Source organism: Deltaproteobacteria bacterium, assembly GCA_016875395.1.
Taxonomy (GTDB): Bacteria; Myxococcota_A; UBA9160; order UBA9160; family UBA6930; genus VGRF01.
Genome location: VGRF01000047.1, coordinates 1 through 16,699 on the forward strand (window position 1 = coordinate 1; position 16,699 = coordinate 16,699).

Annotated in this window: 17 protein-coding genes; 5 read left to right on the forward strand and 12 right to left on the reverse strand. The window is 71.1% G+C overall.

Annotated elements, in window-relative coordinates:
• Window positions 1–443, reverse strand: a 443-nt coding sequence (locus FJ091_21120) for a hypothetical protein (GenBank protein MBM4385857.1), incomplete at its 3' end; no start/stop codon positions are given.
• Entirely contained in the window at window positions 440–1,456 is a 1,017-nt protein-coding gene (locus FJ091_21125) for an enoyl-CoA hydratase/isomerase family protein (protein MBM4385858.1), read from the reverse strand. The genes FJ091_21125 and FJ091_21120, both read right to left, overlap by 4 nt.
• A gap of 112 nt (window positions 1,457–1,568) precedes the next feature.
• On the opposite strand from FJ091_21125, the gene FJ091_21130 reads away from it, so the two are divergent.
• Window positions 1,569–2,861, forward strand: coding sequence for an amidohydrolase (locus tag FJ091_21130; protein ID MBM4385859.1), 1,293 nt, complete (start codon window positions 1,569–1,571; stop codon window positions 2,859–2,861).
• 49 nt (window positions 2,862–2,910) lie between these two features.
• On the opposite strand, the gene FJ091_21135 is transcribed toward FJ091_21130, so the two are convergent.
• Window positions 2,911–3,798: a retropepsin-like domain-containing protein gene (locus tag FJ091_21135; GenBank protein MBM4385860.1), complete on the reverse strand. Its 888-nt coding sequence runs from the start codon at window positions 3,796–3,798 to the stop codon at window positions 2,911–2,913.
• Window positions 3,799–3,911: 113 nt separating this feature from the next.
• Here FJ091_21135 and FJ091_21140 point away from each other — a divergent pair, with 113 nt between their 5' ends.
• From FJ091_21140 to FJ091_21155, 4 genes are all read left to right on the forward strand, one after another.
• Window positions 3,912–4,793, forward strand: a complete 882-nt coding sequence (locus tag FJ091_21140) for an aldo/keto reductase (protein ID MBM4385861.1) — start codon at window positions 3,912–3,914, stop codon at window positions 4,791–4,793.
• Between the two features lie 105 nt (window positions 4,794–4,898).
• Window positions 4,899–5,735 (forward strand): enoyl-CoA hydratase/isomerase family protein, encoded by an 837-nt coding sequence (locus tag FJ091_21145; protein ID MBM4385862.1) that lies wholly within the window; start codon window positions 4,899–4,901, stop codon window positions 5,733–5,735.
• Between the two features lie 282 nt (window positions 5,736–6,017).
• Complete coding sequence (locus FJ091_21150) at window positions 6,018–6,881, forward strand: methyltransferase domain-containing protein (GenBank protein MBM4385863.1); 864 nt, start codon at window positions 6,018–6,020, stop codon at window positions 6,879–6,881.
• Window positions 6,882–6,902: 21 nt separating this feature from the next.
• Entirely contained in the window at window positions 6,903–7,946 is a 1,044-nt protein-coding gene (locus tag FJ091_21155; GenBank protein MBM4385864.1) for a hypothetical protein, read from the forward strand.
• Window positions 7,947–7,960: 14 nt separating this feature from the next.
• Here the strand turns inward: FJ091_21155 and FJ091_21160 are convergent, their stop codons facing one another.
• From FJ091_21160 to soxC, 9 genes are all read right to left on the reverse strand, one after another.
• Window positions 7,961–8,395, reverse strand: coding sequence for a RidA family protein (locus FJ091_21160; protein ID MBM4385865.1), 435 nt, complete (start codon window positions 8,393–8,395; stop codon window positions 7,961–7,963).
• Window positions 8,396–8,486: 91 nt separating this feature from the next.
• The gene (locus FJ091_21165; GenBank protein MBM4385866.1) at window positions 8,487–10,727 is read right to left on the reverse strand and encodes a xanthine dehydrogenase family protein molybdopterin-binding subunit; all 2,241 of its coding nucleotides are present in this window, start codon (window positions 10,725–10,727) and stop codon (window positions 8,487–8,489) included.
• On the reverse strand, window positions 10,724–11,200 hold the full coding sequence (locus FJ091_21170; GenBank protein MBM4385867.1) for a (2Fe-2S)-binding protein: 477 nt from the start codon (window positions 11,198–11,200) through the stop codon (window positions 10,724–10,726). Before FJ091_21170 ends, FJ091_21165 begins: the two co-directional genes overlap by 4 nt.
• Before the next feature lie 19 nt (window positions 11,201–11,219).
• Window positions 11,220–11,537: a DUF4156 domain-containing protein gene (locus FJ091_21175; protein MBM4385868.1), complete on the reverse strand. Its 318-nt coding sequence runs from the start codon at window positions 11,535–11,537 to the stop codon at window positions 11,220–11,222.
• Window positions 11,538–11,576: 39 nt separating this feature from the next.
• Complete coding sequence (locus FJ091_21180; GenBank protein MBM4385869.1) at window positions 11,577–12,794, reverse strand: hypothetical protein; 1,218 nt, start codon at window positions 12,792–12,794, stop codon at window positions 11,577–11,579.
• 4 nt (window positions 12,795–12,798) lie between these two features.
• Window positions 12,799–14,307, reverse strand: coding sequence for an acyl--CoA ligase (locus FJ091_21185; protein MBM4385870.1), 1,509 nt, complete (start codon window positions 14,305–14,307; stop codon window positions 12,799–12,801).
• A gap of 158 nt (window positions 14,308–14,465) precedes the next feature.
• The gene (locus tag FJ091_21190) at window positions 14,466–14,774 is read right to left on the reverse strand and encodes a hypothetical protein (protein MBM4385871.1); all 309 of its coding nucleotides are present in this window, start codon (window positions 14,772–14,774) and stop codon (window positions 14,466–14,468) included.
• Window positions 14,775–14,965: 191 nt separating this feature from the next.
• Window positions 14,966–15,448 carry a c-type cytochrome gene (locus FJ091_21195; protein MBM4385872.1) on the reverse strand — a complete coding sequence of 161 codons (483 nt, stop codon included), beginning with the start codon at window positions 15,446–15,448 and terminating at the stop codon, window positions 14,966–14,968.
• A gap of 194 nt (window positions 15,449–15,642) precedes the next feature.
• The coding region (gene soxC / locus FJ091_21200; GenBank protein ID MBM4385873.1) for a sulfite dehydrogenase at window positions 15,643–16,699 on the reverse strand (1,057 nt) is incomplete at its 5' end.

A 16,699-nucleotide genomic window follows, 5' to 3' on the forward strand; every position in this document is an offset into this window, starting at 1 on the left:
GCGCGCGCGACGCACGCATCGCGCTCGCGCCGCCCGACGCGTGCCGCGATCTCGCGCCACGCGGCGTCGCCCAGCGGCGCGGAGACCGCCGCGAGCGCGTCGTCCTCCAGCCACGCAGCGAGCGAGCGAGCGTCGGCTTCGCGCGGCAGATTCGCCGCGAGCCAGCCGCCCAGCGCTTCGAGCAGCCGGCACGCGCCCCCCGGCGCGACGCGGCCGCGTCGCGAAAATCCGTAACAAGCTGCGCGCTCCGCGAGCAGTTCGGCCCCGCGCAGGCCCGCGAACGCGCCCTCGGGCGCGAGCGCAGAGAGCTGCGCGAACAGCTCGTCGGCCACGAGCGGCAGCGCGCGATCCGGCAGGGTGGGCGCGCGCTCGGGTCCCGTGAGCCACAGCAGCCCCGACTCTGCCCAGCGCCGCGCCGCGCGCTCCGCTTCGCCCTCGCTCACTTCGCGATCTCGTCCACGAGCCCCCACGCGAGCGCGCGCTCGGCGCCGAGCGGTGCGCGCGTGAGCGCGAGCTGCGCCGTGCGCTGGCGCCCGATGCGGCGCGGCAGGCTCACCGTTCCGCCTGCGCCCGGCACGAGCCCCATGCCGAGCTCGGGGAGCACGAAGCGTGCGTCTGCACGGGCAACGACGCGCGCGCAGTACGCGGGCAGCTCGATCCCTGCGCCGACGCATGCGCCATGCACGCGCGCCGTCGTGCGCGCCGCGCACTGCGAGAGCAGCAGCGCAGCGTTGCGTGTCGACCGGATCGCGTGCGCCGTCGCCGGATCGGGCAGCGTGCCGAACTCGTCGAGATCGCCGCCGCTGCAGAAGGCGGCGCCGGCGCCTGATAACTCGATCGCGCCGATCTCCGGATCGTGCAGCGCGAAACGCAGCGCCTCGCAGAGCGCGTCGCGCATCGCCGCAGAGAACGCGTTGCGCTTCTCGGGGCGGTTCAGGCGCAGCGAGAGCCGCGCACCCTCGCGCACCACGAGCACCGCCGGCTCGCGCGAGGGCTCGCGCTCCTTGCGCACGTGCGCCGCCAGCCACGCGCGGAACTCGGGGCCGCTCTGCAGCGTGGAGTAGACGAGCGACTCGGCGACGAGCCCTTCGTAGATCGTGCGCGCGAGGCTTGCGCGCAGCAGCTGCGCCAGCCCGAGGCTCGCGAGCGGCGCCGCCGCGATCGTGCCCGAGATCACTCCGAGCTCCGCCTCGTCGTCTCGCCCTAACAAGACGTCGAGCGCCGGTGCGAGCGCACGCGCGGCCGGAGACTCGGCGGCGCCGACGCCGACGCTCAGCGCGGGCAGCTCGCCGAGCCGCGCGGCCGCCGCGCGCAGCGCCGCCGCGCTCGCGCCGCCGTCGGCCCCCGCGAGGTCGACGCACACCAGCGCATCGCCGGTCAGCACCGAGAAGCGCTCGGACGCCGCGGGGTCCGCGAGCGCAGCGACGAGCGAGGCGGGATCGAGCACGGGCGACACACGGCGAGGCTACCGCGAGCGCGGTTCGCTGCTTCGCGCGGGGCCACGCAGCGAGCGCGTGGCGAGCGGGCGGACGCTGTCGGACCATGCTCGCCGCAACCGAGGAGCCCCGATGGCCGCCACGCTCGACGAGATTCGCCGCGACCCGACGCGCACCCCCAACAACTTGTGGCGACGCGAGACGCCCGGCGCTGCGGGCTGGCCACGCAGCGTCCGGCCCGGAGCGTCCAACAAGTACTTCATGTTCTCGGCCGACTGTCACGCGGTCGAGCCGAGCAACTTTCTGCACGAGATCGAGCCGGAGTACCGCGCGCGCATTCCGCACGTCGAAGTTCGCGACGACGGCTCGGAGTGGATGATCACGGAGGGCAACCGCCCGCAGCGCGTGAAGCCGCCGAGGCGCGAGGCCAGCGCGCAGGACGAAGCGAGCCAGGGCCTCGCCGCGGCTGTGCGCGGCGCGCGCATGGACGAGGAGGACGTGCTGCGCAACGCGACGGGCCGCACGGTCGCGTCGCGCCTCGCCGACCACGACGCCGACGGCATCGAAGTCGAGCTGATGTTCCCGAACAAGGGCCTCTTGTGCTGGGCTTCGCCCGACGCGGTGTTCGCGATGGCGATGTGCCGGCAGTGGAACCGCTGGGCGCAGCAGTTCTGCGGCGAGCACATGCTCGGCGGCGCGCCGCGCATCCTGCCGGCCGCGCTGCTCGCTTGTGGCGATCAGGCCGGCACGATGCGCGAGATCCGCTGGGCCGCGGACGCCGGCTTCCGCGCCGTCTGCCTCGGCAACTCGGTGAAGTACGGGCCGAAGCACTTCGGCGAGCTCGAGTACAACGATCCGAGCTTCGAGCCGATGTGGTCGCTGCTCGAAGAGACCGGCCTCGTCGTCACTTTCCACGTCTCGACGGGCCGCGATCCGCGCGCCGTCGGTGGCAACGGCGGCGCGATCATCAACTACGTCTGCCACTCGATGGAGACGACGCTCGAGCCGCTCGTGCAGATGATCGCGTCCGGCGTGTTCGAGCGGCACCCGAAGCTGCGCGCGGGCCTCGTCGAGAGCGGCATCGGCTTCGTGCCCTGGCTGATCGAGACGCTCGACTACGCCGCGAAGGCGCACCACTTCTGGGTGCGCCCCACGCTGAAGGAGCTGCCGAGCACGTACTTCCGTAACAACTGCTTCGCCACGTTCCAGGACGACGCCGCGGGCCTGCGTTACGCCGAAGAGCTCGATCTCACGCGCAACCTGATCTGGGCGAACGACTACCCGCACCACGAGGGCTCGTGGCCGCACAGCGCACAGGTGATCGAGCGGACCATGTCGCACCTGCGCGACGAGTCGCGCGCGCGAATCCTCGGCGAGAACGCGGCGAGGCTGTTCGGGCTGGAGCCGAAGCGCTACGGGCGCTGAGGGGCGCTCGCGTCAGCGCGTGACGAACCCGCGAATGCGAACGCGCGAATCACGGAGCGGCCTCCTTCGCCGGCTGCGCGATCTGCATCAGCTCGCGATCGAAGTCGATCGTCACCACGAAGTGGCGCAGCGCGTCGTAGCCGAGCCGCCCGCTCGCGCGCGCGCCGCGCGTCACGTGTGAGCCGGTCGTGACGCGGCCCCAGTTCTCTTGCCCGCTGAGCAGCCGCTCACCCTCGGCGGGCACCGCGACCGGCACGTCGGCGAGCTCGAAGCCGCCGAGCTTCACGGACGTCAGCACGAGCAGCTCGAGCTGCGCGCGCTTCCCGAACACGTCGTGGCTCTCCGTCGTGCTCTTGCGACTCGCGTCGAGCCAACCCTCCCGCTTCGCGAGCGAACGGCTCACGACGATCGGGCCGGCGGCTCCCGTGTCGAGCAGGAGCCAAGTCTTCTCGTTGCCGGGGAAAGTCACCTGCACGGTGGGAAGGCACGGCGTCTCGCTCGTCGGCGCCGACGACGAGAACGCCTCGCGCGTGAAGTCCCCCGAGTTGCCCGTCATGTCGCGTCCCAGGTCCTGGCGCGGCCCGCGCCGGCAGCTGCCCTCCGCCGCGCGCATCTTCACGTTGGCGTGCTTGCGCAGGTCGAGTGCGGAGCGCGGCAGCAGCCGCATGCGCCCGTTCGGATAGTCGAGCTGCACGACGAAGGGCTCGAGGAACTGCGCGCCGAGTTGAAGCGGCGTGTCGGGGTGGTCGAGCGCCGGTGTGTCGCGCAGCGTGACCTTCGCGCCGAACAGCTCGACGTCGAGCTCCGGCTCGCTCGCGACGACGGCGTTGCCCCCGAACGCGCTGCGAATGCGCTGGCGCGTCGCTCGCTGCGGGAGCGTCGAGGACGAGGCGGCGAGTACCAACAACACGGCGGCCCGCAGCGACCTTCGCTTCATCGCTCCTCCGAGGCCCCTGGCAATCCGGCGTTGATACCACGCGCACGAGCGCCAAAGAACGTCAAAACCGCGTGATAGCGTCGCGCCTTCTCACGCCTCAGGAGCGCCCACTCGTGATCCCCAAGATCGCCTTCGGACGCACGGGCCATCAGAGCTCGCGCATCATCTTCGGCGCCGCGGCGCTGTGGAACGCGTCACCCGAGCAGTCCGCGCGCACGCTCGACATGCTGCTCGCACGCGGCGTGAATCACATCGATGTCGCGAATGGGTACGGCCCCGCGGAGCTGCGCGTCGGTGAGTCGATGCGGCGGCTGCGCGAGCGCTTCTTTCTCGCGACGAAGACGGGCAAGCGCGACTACGCGGGAGCGTGGCGGCACATCGAGCGCTCGCTCGAGCGGCTGCAGACCGACCAGCTCGATCTCATCCAGCTCCACAACCTCTCCGACGACGCGGGCTGGCAGATGGCGTTCTCGCACGACGGCGCGCTGCGCGCTTGTTACGAGGCGCGCGAGCAAGGGCTCGTGCGCTTCATCGGCGTCACGGGCCACGGCACGCGCGTGCCGTCGATGCATCTGCGCTCGCTCGCGCGCTTCCCGTTCGACTCGGTGCTCGTGCCGTACAACGTCGCGATGATGAGCCAGCCGCAATACGCCGCGGACTTCGAGGCGCTCTACACGGAGTGCCAACGCCGCGGCGTCGCGATGCAGACGATCAAGGCCGTCGCCGCGCGCCGCTGGCAGCCGGGCGAGCTGCGCACGCACAACACCTGGTACCGCCCCGTGAGCGACCCCGACGACGTCGCGCGCGCCGTGCACTGGGCGCTCTCGCGAGCGGGCGTGTTCGTGAACACCGCGAGCGACCTCGGCCTGCTCGCGCTCACGCTCGACGCCGCGGAGCGCTTCGAAGGCGCGCCTGCCGAGAGCGAGATCGCCGAAGCTTGGGCCCGCGTCGGCGCCCTGCCCCTGTTCGTGCCGGGCATGGACGACGTGCGCTAGCGCCGGCGGCCGATTCGGGCCTGGCACGAAACGGCCTTCAAGCGCGACGCGAACCGAGCCCCGAGTGGTCCGCCTGCGGTATGAACGCACACGGAGGACCGTGTCATGGCTTACGGCTACAAGCGCATCTCGGTGAAGCTCGAAGGCGGCGTCGCGTTCGCGACGATGAGCAACCCGCCGATCAACATCATCTCGATGGAGCTTGCGGGCGAGCTCGGGCAGTTCGCGCTGGAAGTCGCGAAGGACGACGCGGTGCGCGCGGTCGTACTGCGCAGCGACGACCCCGACTTCTGGCTCGCTCACTTCGACGTCGCGGCGATCATCGACTTTCCGACGGGCGGCGTGGCGCCGCTGAACCGCGAGGTGAACGACAACTTCTATCACGCGATGTGCGAGACGTACCGCACGATGCCGAAGGCGACGATCGCCGAGATCAACGGGCGCGTGGGCGGCGGCGGCAGCGAGCTCGCGATGTCGTGCGACATGCGCTTCGGCGCGCTCGGCAAGACGATCATCAACCAGCCGGAAGTCGCGCTCGGCATTCTCCCCGGCGGCACCGGCACGCAGCGCATGCCGCGATTGATCGGCCGTGGGCGCGCGCTCGAAGTGATTCTCGGCTGCGACGATCTCGACGCAGCGACCGCCGAGCGCTGGGGCTACTTGAATCGCGCGCTCGCGCCTGCGGAGCTGCGGCCATTCGTGACGAAGCTCGCGAAGCGCATCGCGAGCTTCCCGGCGCCGGCGATCGCCGCCGCGAAGCGCGCGACGCTCGCGTCCGACGCGAGCTGGGAGCGCGGGCTGATCGAGGAGAGCCACCTGTTCCAGGTGTTGTTACGGACGCCGGAGGCGCCGGTGGCGATGAAGAAGTTCATGGCGAGCGGCGGGCAGACGCGCGAGGGAGAGAATCGGCTCGGAGAGCTTTGTACGAAGCTCGGTTCGTGAGCGGGCCCTTCGAGTCGTTGCGGGGCGCCGCGCGGCGGGGCCGGGGCGGGGGCTGCTGCGCGGGATGGCTCGCTGCGGGCTTGCCGGTTGAAGGTGACACTTGGGCGTCTGGCGTCGCGGCGCAGGATGTTCCCGCCGACATTCACGCGCCCTTCGCTTGCGCTTTATTCCCGCTCCGCAGCCCCCGCCCCGGCCCCGCCGCGCTCCTCGGGGAAGAATGTCGTCGCAGCCATTTGGGTGGAAGGGCGACGGCTTCGGCGGCTTTGAGCCGCCTCAGCGTCGCTGCGCGCGCTTCGCTACTTCACGCTTCGAGAAGTGCTCGATGCGTGGTCTCGTGTTGATCGAGGTGAATTCGTGACTGCGAGCAAGGGACTGACCTTCGACGAGAACGCGGCGCGTGGGATTGAGCGGATGTATGTGACCCCCGATGTGGTGGGGCAGCGTGCGCGGTTCTTGCAGATGGTGGCTGCGAAGCCGGGCGAGTACGTGCTCGACGTGGGAATGGGGCCGGGCTTTCTCACCTATGACCTCGCGCCGATCGTCGGAGAGCGCGGGCTGGTTGCCGGTGTCGACTCGAGCGCGGTGATGGTGGAGCTCGCGCGCAAGCGCTGTGAGGGGCGCGGGCCGTGCGAGTTCAAGCTCGCGGACGCGACGGAGCTGCCGTTCGGCGACGCGAACTTCGACGTCGTGGTGTCGACGCAGGTGTACGAGTACGTGGCCGACATGGCGAGCGCGCTCGCGGAGGTGCGCCGAGTTCTCAGGCCAAACGGGCGCGTGTTCGTTCTCGACACGGATTGGGACAGCGTGGTGTGGAACAGCGCGGACCCCGCACGCATGCGGCGCGTGATGGATGCGTGGGACGATCATCTGCACGACCCGCACCTGCCCGCGAAGCTGCCGGCGCTGCTCGCGCGCGCGGGCTTTGCGCTCACGCACGTCGAAGTAATTCCGATCGTGAACGCCGCGCTGCACCCGCACTGCTACTCGAACGGCATCCTCGGCGCGATCGCCGCGTTCGTACCGGGCCACCGCGGTGTTTCCGCCGAGGAGGCGAAGGCCTGGGCCGCGGAGTTGCGCGAGCTCGGCGCGCGAGGCGAGTACTTCTTCAGCGTGAATCGCTACGCCTTCGGCGCAGTCCGAACCTAAAGCTTCAGCGAGAGGTCCGACATGAACGCATGGCGAGCCCTTCAGTGCGTCGCGATCTCGGCGGTGCTGATCGCGCCGCTTGCTCGCGGCGAGGAGCCACTGCCGCAGGACGCGGCTTCCCCTGATGACTCGGCGGCCGCGCCCGAGCGAAAGCCGATCACCAGCACGAGCGGCAGCGCGCCGAGCGAGACGCTCCAGGAGCGCATGGCCCGCTTCAAGCGCGAGAAGGGCGCAGGCAGCGACCGGCCGTTCGATGGCTTCGCGACGCAGGCCGAACGCGACGCGCAGGCGATGCGCGAAGCCGCAGTCGGTGGTTCGGTGGATGGCGTGCGTTCGAAAGAAGAACGCGAGCAATGGACGGAAAACACCGAGGACCGCGTAGCCGAGGAGGAAATGCTCGAAGACCGGCTCAGCCAGCTCTCGGAGATGTGGGGCGCGTCGGGCTGCTTTCTGAACGTCGAGCCCAACTGGAACGCGCAGGAAGAGTTCATCAAGCACCGCAAGCTCACACGCGGCGATTTCCTCTACGAGAACGCGAACAAGCTGCAGCTCACGGTGCCTGTGCCGAAGGCTCGACCGCGCGCATACACCTCGCAGGCGTTCGGCTGCGTCGCGCAAACCCAGGTGCGACCGACCGAGGACGGCAAATTTCTCGCGGAGGTCACCAGCATTCGGTACTTCGCGCTGATCTCGAGAGTCGAGTCGTACCTGCCGGAGGAGACGCCCGACTCTCACCTCGCCGCCGTGCTCGGCCACGAGCAGCTCCACTTCGACATCGCCGAAGCGCTCGCCCGCCACATCAACTCGCTCGGGGAGAAGCTGCGCGCCCGCTATCGCGGCGTCGGCCGCTCACCCGAAGAGGCGGCGGGCGAGCTGCAGCTCGAGTGGGGCCAGCTGATGAAGCTCGTGCAGGAGGATTTCCGACGCCTCGAGACCGCCTATGACCGCGACACGAAACACGGCGGCTTGCCCGAGAAGCAGACGGAATGGCTGTGGCGCGTCGACGACGGCTTCGCCGCGTTCGCGCGCGGCGTGAAGCTCGCGTCGCTGAAGGGGCTCGAGTAGCGAAGGCGGGCGAGTCACCCGCCAGCGGCCGCGATGCACTCGATCTCGACGCGCGCGCCCTTCGCGAGCCCGCTCGCCCCGAGCGCGCTGCGCGCCGGCTTGTTAGGGAACGTGGCGACCCACACCTCGTTCAGCAGCGGCCACTCCGCCATGTCGAGCATGAACACGGTGCACTTCGCGACGCGGCGCAGCGAGGAGCCATTGCGCTCCAGGATCGCCGCGATGTTCGCGAGCGCCTGCCTCGTCTCCGCCTGAACGCCGCCCGGCGCGAGCTCGAGCGTGCCGGGCAGGTTGCCGATCTGACCCGAGACGAAGATCAGGTCGCCGACGCGCGCGGCCTCGGAGAACGGCAGCGCGAGCGCTTCGTGTGCGGGTGACGAGAGCAGCTCGAGCGCCGCGGGCGCGGCGCGCTCGGGCGTCGAGGCGCATCCCGCGAGCGTGGACGCCATCAGGCCAGCGGCCAACGCCCCGGACCGAACACCGATGTGCAAAGAGCTCGCGAGCATGTGCGCCTCCGGCGAGGCGCACACGGTATCCCCCTCACCCCACGAGCTGCGGCGCGAACGGCATCCTGCGCAGGCGCTTGCCCGTCGCGGCGAAGATCGCGTTCGCGAGGGCGGGCGCGATCGTGGGCGTGCCCATCTCGCCGGCGCCGGCGGGCGCGAGCGTGCTCGGGACGACGTGCACCTCGACGCGCGGCGCCTCGCGCATCGTGAGCAGCGGGTAGTCGCCGAAGTTGCTCTGCTCGATGCGGCCGTCCTTCACCGTGATCTCTTGGTGGATCGCGGCGCTCATGCCGTCGATCGTGCCGCCCATCAGCTGCGCTTCGAGGCCGAGCAGGTTGACGGGCTGGCCGACGTCGCTCACGCACACGCAGCGGTGCACGCGCAGCTCGCCGTCCGCGACTTCCACCTCGACCGCGTGCGCGGTGTAGCCGCCGAACACGAAGTGCGAGGCGATGCCGAGGCCGCGGCCGGCGGCGACGCTGCGGCCCCAGCCGATCTTCTCGGCAGCGAGGCGCGTCACGTGCGAGAGGCGGCCGGTGTCGAGCTTCGGGCCGCCGTGGCCGCGGTAGTCGAGCGAGCGCGGCTCGCCTAACAACGCGAGGCGGAACTCGACCGGGTCGCGCTTCGCGAGGTGCGCGAGCTCGTCGACGAAGCTCTGCGCCGCGAACGCGGTGAACGTCGGCACCGGCGCGCGCCACCAGCCGCGCGCGAGCTGGAAGTCGATCGCGGTGTACTCGTTCCGGAAGTTCGGCACGAGGCCCGCGGGCAGCTCGTCCTCGTCGGCGGTCGCCATCCAGATCGGCGCCTGCTCCATGCCGCGCTTGCGCCACGGAACGGGCGTCGCAGCGGTCGCGTGCCACCAACTGGTCAAGCGGCCCTCGCCGTCGAGCGTCGCGCGCATGCGGTGAGCACCGAACGGGCGGAAGTAGTCGTTCCGCAGATCATCCTCGCGCGTGTACACGACCTTGACGGGCGCGTTCACTTCTTTCGCGATCAGCACGGCCTCGGCGACCGCGTCGACCTCCGAGCGGCGCCCGAAGCCGCCGCCCGAACGGGGCATTTCGACGGCGATGTTGAGGCGCGGGATGCCCGTGAGCTCGTGCACCAGCAGGTTCACGCGGCCCGGCGACTGCGTGCCGGTGATGACCAGCGCGCGATCGCGTTCGAGCTTCACGAACGCGTTCTGTGGCTCGAGCGTCGCGTGCGAGAGCATGGGCATCACGTACGTCGCGTCGAGCGCCAGATGCACACCGGGGTACGCCGCCTCGACGTCGCCGTCGTTACGAATGCGGGTGCCGGGCTTCGTCGTCGCTGCGACGCAGCGCGCTTCGAGCGCGGCGGTCGAGTCGCTCCCGCCCGGGCCCTTCTTCCACTCGATCGCGAGCGCGTCGCGGCCCTTCAGCGCGGACCAGGTGTCGTCGGCGACCACGGCGACTCCGGCAGCGAGCTGGCCCAGCAGCGGGCCGGCGGCCGGCGCCGGAATGCGCACGATGTGGCGCACGCCCGGAATCGCTCGCGCCTTCGCATCATCGACGCTCGCGACGTCGCCGCCGAAGTACGGGCAGCGCGCGATCACGGCGGTGAGCATGCCGGGCTCGTGCACGTCGAGTGCGTAGCGCGCACGACCCGTGACGATGCCGCCGATGTCGGCGGTGACCCGCGCGCTGCCGATGATCTTCCACGCGCTCGCCGGCTTCAGCGCGAGCTCGCCTTCGGGTGGAGTGAGCTTCGCCGCATCCGCAGCGACGTCGCCGAAGCCCGCTCGCTGCCCGCCCGGACCTAACAACGTGCCCTCGTCCGCGCGCACTTCGTCCGGCCTCACGCGCCAACGCTGCGCCGCGGCATTCACGAGGCGCCAGCGCACGTGCGCTCCGACTTGGCGTAGCTCGTTCCAGCCTTCGGGGATGTTCGTGCTGCCGCCGGCGCCCTGATCGCCGTAGCGCGGTTTGAAGCCGCGGGGCTCGGTCGAAGGATCGAGCCCGAGCGCGAGCTGCTCGACGCGCACGTTCGCCCAGTCCGCGTCCATCTCTTCCGCGATCAGCATCGGCAGCGACGTGAGGACGCCCTGCCCGATCTCGGCGCCGCGCGCGCCGATCACGACGAGGCCGCTCGGCTCGATGCGCACGAACGCGCCGAGCTGCGCCGCGCTCGGCGGCGAGGCCGCGAGCGCGCCTTCCGCAAGCGCGCGCGAAGGGAGGTAGGCGCTGACGACCAGCCCGCCGGTCGCGGTGGCCGTAACAACCAGGAAGTCGCGGCGTGTGAGTGCGGCGCTCATGAGCGCACCCCCTCGCGGCGGGCCTTCGCCGCGCGCGCGATCGCCTCGCGGATGCGCGGGTAGGTGCCGCAGCGGCACAAGTTGGTGATCGACGCGATGTCTTCGTCGCTCGGCTCGGGCTTGCGCGCGATCAGATCGCTCGCCGCCATCATCTGCCCGACTTGGCACCACCCGCACTGCGGCACGTCGAGCGCCGTCCACGCGTCGCGCACCGCCTCGGCTGCGGGATCTTTCGCCGCGAGCACGCCCTCGATCGTGGCGACGCGCTTGCCTTCGAGGCTCGCGAGCGGCGTCACGCACGAGCGCTGCGCCGCGCCGTCGACGTGCACCGTGCACGCGCCGCAGGCGCCGATGCCGCACGCGTACTTCGTGCCCGTGAGCCGCGCGTGATCGCGCAGGTACCAGAGCAGCGGCATCGCGGGATCGCCCGCGAACTCGACCGGCTGCTCGTTCAGCGTGAAGCGGACTGCCATGTGGCGCTCCCCCGAGTTTTCAATCGCAGCGATACGCCGCGTAGTCGCGATGATCCCAATCTACGGGCGCGAGCGGCACGATCACGTTCGGGTTGCCCTTCAGCGTGGCCGCCTCGTTGCGCGCGAGCGTCTCGATCTCGGTCGCGATCTTCGCCTCGTTGCGCGCCGCCGGCCCCACCGTGACGGTCGTTCGCCCGCTCACCTCGCCGAGCTTCGTGCAGCTCGCCACCTCGGCCGCGTTTCCGACGCGCACGCGCTCACCTTCGGGCGAGAGCTTCACCCACTGACAGGCCGCGAGCAGGATGGCTGTGAGCAGGAACAACGAGATTCGGCGCATGCGTCCTCCGAGTGACCGCGCGCTTTTAGCAGGCCTGCGTCAGTGGGAAACGAGAAAGCCGTGCAGCGCTTCCGCGACGACTTCGTAGCCGCGCTCGTTCAAGTGAGCAGGGCCCGACGCGGTGCCGCCCGGATAAGCATAGAGCGCGACGGGATCCGGCTCGGCGCGCAGCGCGTCGCCGAGGTCGAGCGCGGCGACTCCGGCGCGGCGCGCGATCTCGACGACGGCGCGCGCTTGCCGATCGGGCGGCGCGCCGGGCGCGACGCGCTCGTCTCGCGGCAGGTGCGCCACGATCAGCTCGCCTCCCCACGACTCCACGAGCGCTCGCCCGCGCTCGATCACGCGCGCGTAGAGCGCGAGCGCGTCGGCGTCCGGCTCGGCGCTCGCACCGGCGCCCGGCCCCAGCGCACGCGCGCGCTCGCGCAGGCCGCGCAGCGTGAGAACCGCGGTTAGTCGTTGCGCGAGGCCTGCGGGCCGCGCGGGAATCCCCGCGTGCTTCTCCTGCTGTTCGAGCAGCACGCGCGTCTCCGCATCGAGATCGGACTGCAGCGCGGCGAGCCCCTGCGTAAAGCCCGGCTCGAGGTAACGCATCAAGAGCGGGCTGCGTCTCTCCGTGCCGAGGTCGGCTGGGCCGAGGTCGTTCTCGAAGTGAACCCAGATCACGCCTCGCGGCTCGAGCAGCGAGGCGTACTCCGCGAGGATCCCGAGCTGGATGAGCGGGCCCGTGCCGCCCATGCCGAGATTGAGCACGGTGTGTCTGCGACCCAGCTGCGCCGCGATCGTGTGCTCGTCCGCCACGCAGCGCCCGATCGTGAACGAGTCTCCCACGAGCGCGAGCTCCGGTTGGGCGCTCCAGCGGGCGGAGTCGTTGCGAAAACCGTGGCGGTCGCTCTCGTAGCTCGCCCACGTACCGAGCTCGTTGCAGAGCACAGTGGTGACGTAGGCGGGGCCCGCGAACGGCAAGACTTCGCGCGCGCCGATCGCCATCTGCGAGCGAAGCTCACCATTCGCTGCCGGCGCCAGCAGGTGGACGGGCACGAGCGCAGCTACGGCGTCGCGGCCCTCGGCACGCAGCGCTGCGAGGACCTCTCGCTTTTCGCGACGATCGACCCGCTCCCCGCGAGCCTCCTTGGCGCGTAACGACTCCTCTCGCGCGTCTCGCGCGAGCAGCGGCAGCGCGAGCTCGACGGCCCAAGCTGCGGCGAGCAGTGACGCGAGCGATAGCAGCGAGAGCGCCGCGAGCTCGCGCGCCCGCACGTCGCTACTTCGCGTCCTTCAGGATCTCGCGCACTTTGCGCCGCAGCAGCTTGCCCGTCTCGTTGTACGGCAGCTCGCGCTCGAAGCGCACGACTTGCGGCACGCGCGAGGAGCGCAGGTGCTTCTTCACGAAGTCCTGCAGCTCGGCGGCGCTCGCGCTCTTGCCTTCCTTCAGCACGATCGCGGCGGCGACGGCCTCGCCCCACTCGACGTCGGGCACGCCGACCACGGCGGCGTCCGCGACCGCAGGGTGCTCGAGCAGCACGTCCTCGATCTCGCCGGGCGACATGTTCTCGGCGCCGCGCACGATCACGTCGTCGGTGCGGCCTTCGAGGAACAGGTAGCCCTCGTCGTCGACGTAGCCGCCGTCGCGCGTCGGGAACCAGCCGCCGTCGATTAGCTGCGAGCCGCGGCCCACGTACTCGCCCGCGACTTGCTCGCCGCGCACGTAGATCTCGCCGCGCTCGTTGGGGCCGAGCGCGCGGCCCTCGGCGTCGCGGATCTGCACCTCGACCGAAGGCAGCGGCTTGCCCACGGAGGCGAGGCGCTTCTTCACGAGGGGGTCGTCGCTGAATGCGGCCACGCGGTGATCGTCGGGGCCGAGCACCGCGATCGTGGAGCTCGTCTCGGTGAGACCGTAAGCGTTGGTGAAGTCGACCGTCGGCGGGAACAGGTTCATCGCGCGCTCGATCACCGGCAGCGGCATCTTGCCGCCGCCATACGCGACCGCGCGCAGCGCACTCGGCGCCGCGACGCCCTTCGCCTCCATCTCGTCGAGGATGCGGCCCAGCATCGTGGGCACGACGAACGCGTTGGTGACGCCTTCCTTCTCGCACAGCGCGAGCCAGTCGCCCGGCGCGAACGCGGGCAGCTGCACGATCTTGCGGCCCGAGTAGACCGACGACAGCACTGCGGCCATGCCGGCCACGTGATACGGCGGCACGCACATCAGCGCGGCGTCGGTGTCGGCCGCGCCCATGTACTCGACCGAGCCGAGGATGTAGGAGACGAGGTGCTTGTGGCGCAGCACGGCGGCCTTGGGCGCGCCGGTGGTGCCGCTCGTGAAGAGCAGGATCGCGATGTCTTCGGCTTCCGCGGACCAATCGGGATCGGGCGGGGCCGCGGCGGCGCGCGCATCGGCGAGTAGCTCGCTGCGCGAGATCACCTGCACGCCCTCGCGTCCGCGCAGCGCGGCGACGCGGTCCTCGCCGGCGACGACGAGCACCGGCTTCACGCGCTCGATCAGCGCGTCGACCTCCTGATTCGTCAGGCGGTAGTTGAGCGGAACGAACGGCACGCCCGCCCACGCCGCCGAGAAGAGCGAGAGCGGCACCGCGGGGCTGGACACGTCGAGCAGCGCGAGATGCGCGGCGCCGGAAGCGCGAATGCGGCGCGAGATGCGGCCAGCGGCCTCGTACAGCTGCGCGCTCGTGAAGCGCTCGCCGTCGCACACCACGGCCTCGCGCTCGCCCATCCCCTGCGCGGCCATCTCGAGCAGCATCATCAGGTTCATGTCAGTCCTTTGCGAACTTCGCTCGCCTGCGGCTCGCTGCGCGCGTCCTGCGGCGCTTCGCGCCGCGGGGCCGCTTGCGGCTTCCCGAGCCGCGTTCGGCCGTTGCATCGCCTGAGCACCCTTGATCACTGATCGAGGGAGCCGTCAGCCATCCCGCATCAGTCCGACGAAGGCAGCGCCTTCGCTTCCTTGAGCTTCAGCTTCACGCCGCCGAGCGCGAGCGCGCCTTGGCCCGGCTTCGTGCAGAGCAACTCGAGCTTCCCGTCCTCGTTCACGTAGCGCTTGCCGATCTGCGTTCCGTCCTTGTGATCGGGATTGATCTCGCCCTTCGCGACCTGCGCGGTCACGTCCGCGAGCGGTGCGCCACCGCAAGTGAGTGCGAGATCGCCCGCGGGTGCCGCGATCACCATCACCTGCGTGTCGCAAACCGTGCTCTTCAGCCGCGAGCCGGCCTTCAGCTGAGCCATTGGAACCTCCTAAAAAAACGAACGGCGGATGTTGCACCGGCGGCGCGGCGTTCACCACGGGGGACGCGCACCAGGGACGTACGTGCACGGAGACGCGCACTGGGGACACACGTGCGCAACGAGGCGGACCCGCGACGCGCAGGTGTGTCCCTGGTGCGCGAAGTTGTGCACGTACGTCCCCTGTGCGCGCCTTACGGCTTCCCGGGCGGCCACGCGCTCTCGAAGCCGTCGCGGTTGGGCATGCGCAGCGCGGGCAGGCTCGCGGCGTCGAGACGTGCTTCGGCGGCGATCACTCCGCTGCCTTCGAGCAGGAACGCGGTGAGCGCGTAGACCTCGTTCGCGCTGAGCGAGCCGGGCGAGTCGTAGGGCATCGCGCGGCGCAGATAGTCGAAGAGCGTCGTGGCGTACGGCCAGAAGCTGCCGGTCGTGAGGAGCGGCTGCGCGCTCGTGAGCGTGCCGACGCCGCCGACGAGCCGGTCTGCGGGGCCGCCCTCGCCCGCGGCGCCGTGGCAATGCGCACAGCGCGCGGCGTAGATCGGGGCGCCCTCGCTCGCGGTGCCGCTGCCGAGCGGGAGGCCTGCGCCGTCGGGCGCCACGTCGATATCGAGGGCCGCGATCTCCTCGGGCGTCGCGTGGCGCCCGAAGCCGGGCGACGCGCCGAGCGCGCCAACCAGAACGGGCGTCCCCTCATCGCTGTGCGCGAGCGGCCCCGAGGTCACCCACACCGCGCCCGCAGGCAGCGCGCGACTCGGCGAGGGCGAAGGCGCGTCGGGACCGAGCAGCGGCTTGGGCGGCGCGCTGCACGAGGCGAACGCCACGACCGCGGCACCCGCGAGTGCGAGGCTCCGCGCGAGGGCGAGCGCGCTCGTCACGCGAACGTGTTCCGCACCGCGCCGCTCGCCTCGACGCGCCAACGCTGCACGGCGTTGTAGTGATACTTCTCGCCCGCGACCGAGTAGCGCGGCAGCCACTCCGCGCGCTCCGGTTGCCGCGCGCCTGTCTCGTCGGTCGCGCGGCTCGCGAGCACTGCGGGCGCGCCGTCCCAGCGCCACGCGATGCGGAAGCGCGTGAGGCAGCGTGGCAGCACCGGCTCCTCGAGCTCCGCCTCCGACCACGACGCGCCGGCGTCCGCGCTCAGCTCAACGCGCGCGATCTTCCCCGCCCCGCTCCACGCGAGGCCCGAGATCTCGTACACGCCGTGCGGTCCGAGGTCCGCGCCGACCGACGGATGCGTGATCACCGACTTCACGCCCATCTCGAACGTGAACTGCCGCGCGCGTCCGCCCGCGACCAGGTCCGAGTAGCGCGCCGTCTCCTCGCGCGAGTGCACCGGCGCGCGCGCGAGCTCGATGCGCCGCAGCCACTTCACGCTCGTGTTGCCCTCCCAGCCGGGCAGGAAGAGCCGCAGCGGGTAGCCCTGCTCCGGCCGCAGTCGCTCCCCGTTCTGGTAAAGCGCGACGAGCGCGTCCTCGCGCAGCTTCGCGAGCGGAACGCTGCGGTCCATGCGCGCGCCGTCGGCGCCCTCGGCGATGCCCCATTCGGCTTCGGGTGAGACGTCGGCCTCGCTCAATAACAACCCGAGCGGAACGCCGGTCCACTCTGCGCACGAGACGAGGCCGTGGATCACGCCGCAGGGAAGCTGCTGCGGCTCTGGGAGCGCGTTCACGAGCGAGTTGCCCGAGCACTCGAGGAAGTGGAGGCGCGAGACGAGCGGATACCGCAGCAAGTCGTTCACGCCGAACGAGAGCGGGCGCGACACGAGCCCGTGAATCACGAGGCGGTGCTGCTGCGGGTCGACGGCGGGAACGCCCGCGTGGTGCCGCTCGAAGTGCAGACCGTTCGGCGTGATGCGCCCGCGCAGCTTCTCGAGCGGCGTGAAGGACACGGCAGCGCCCGGCGCGACGCCCGGCGTGTCCGTGTAGGTC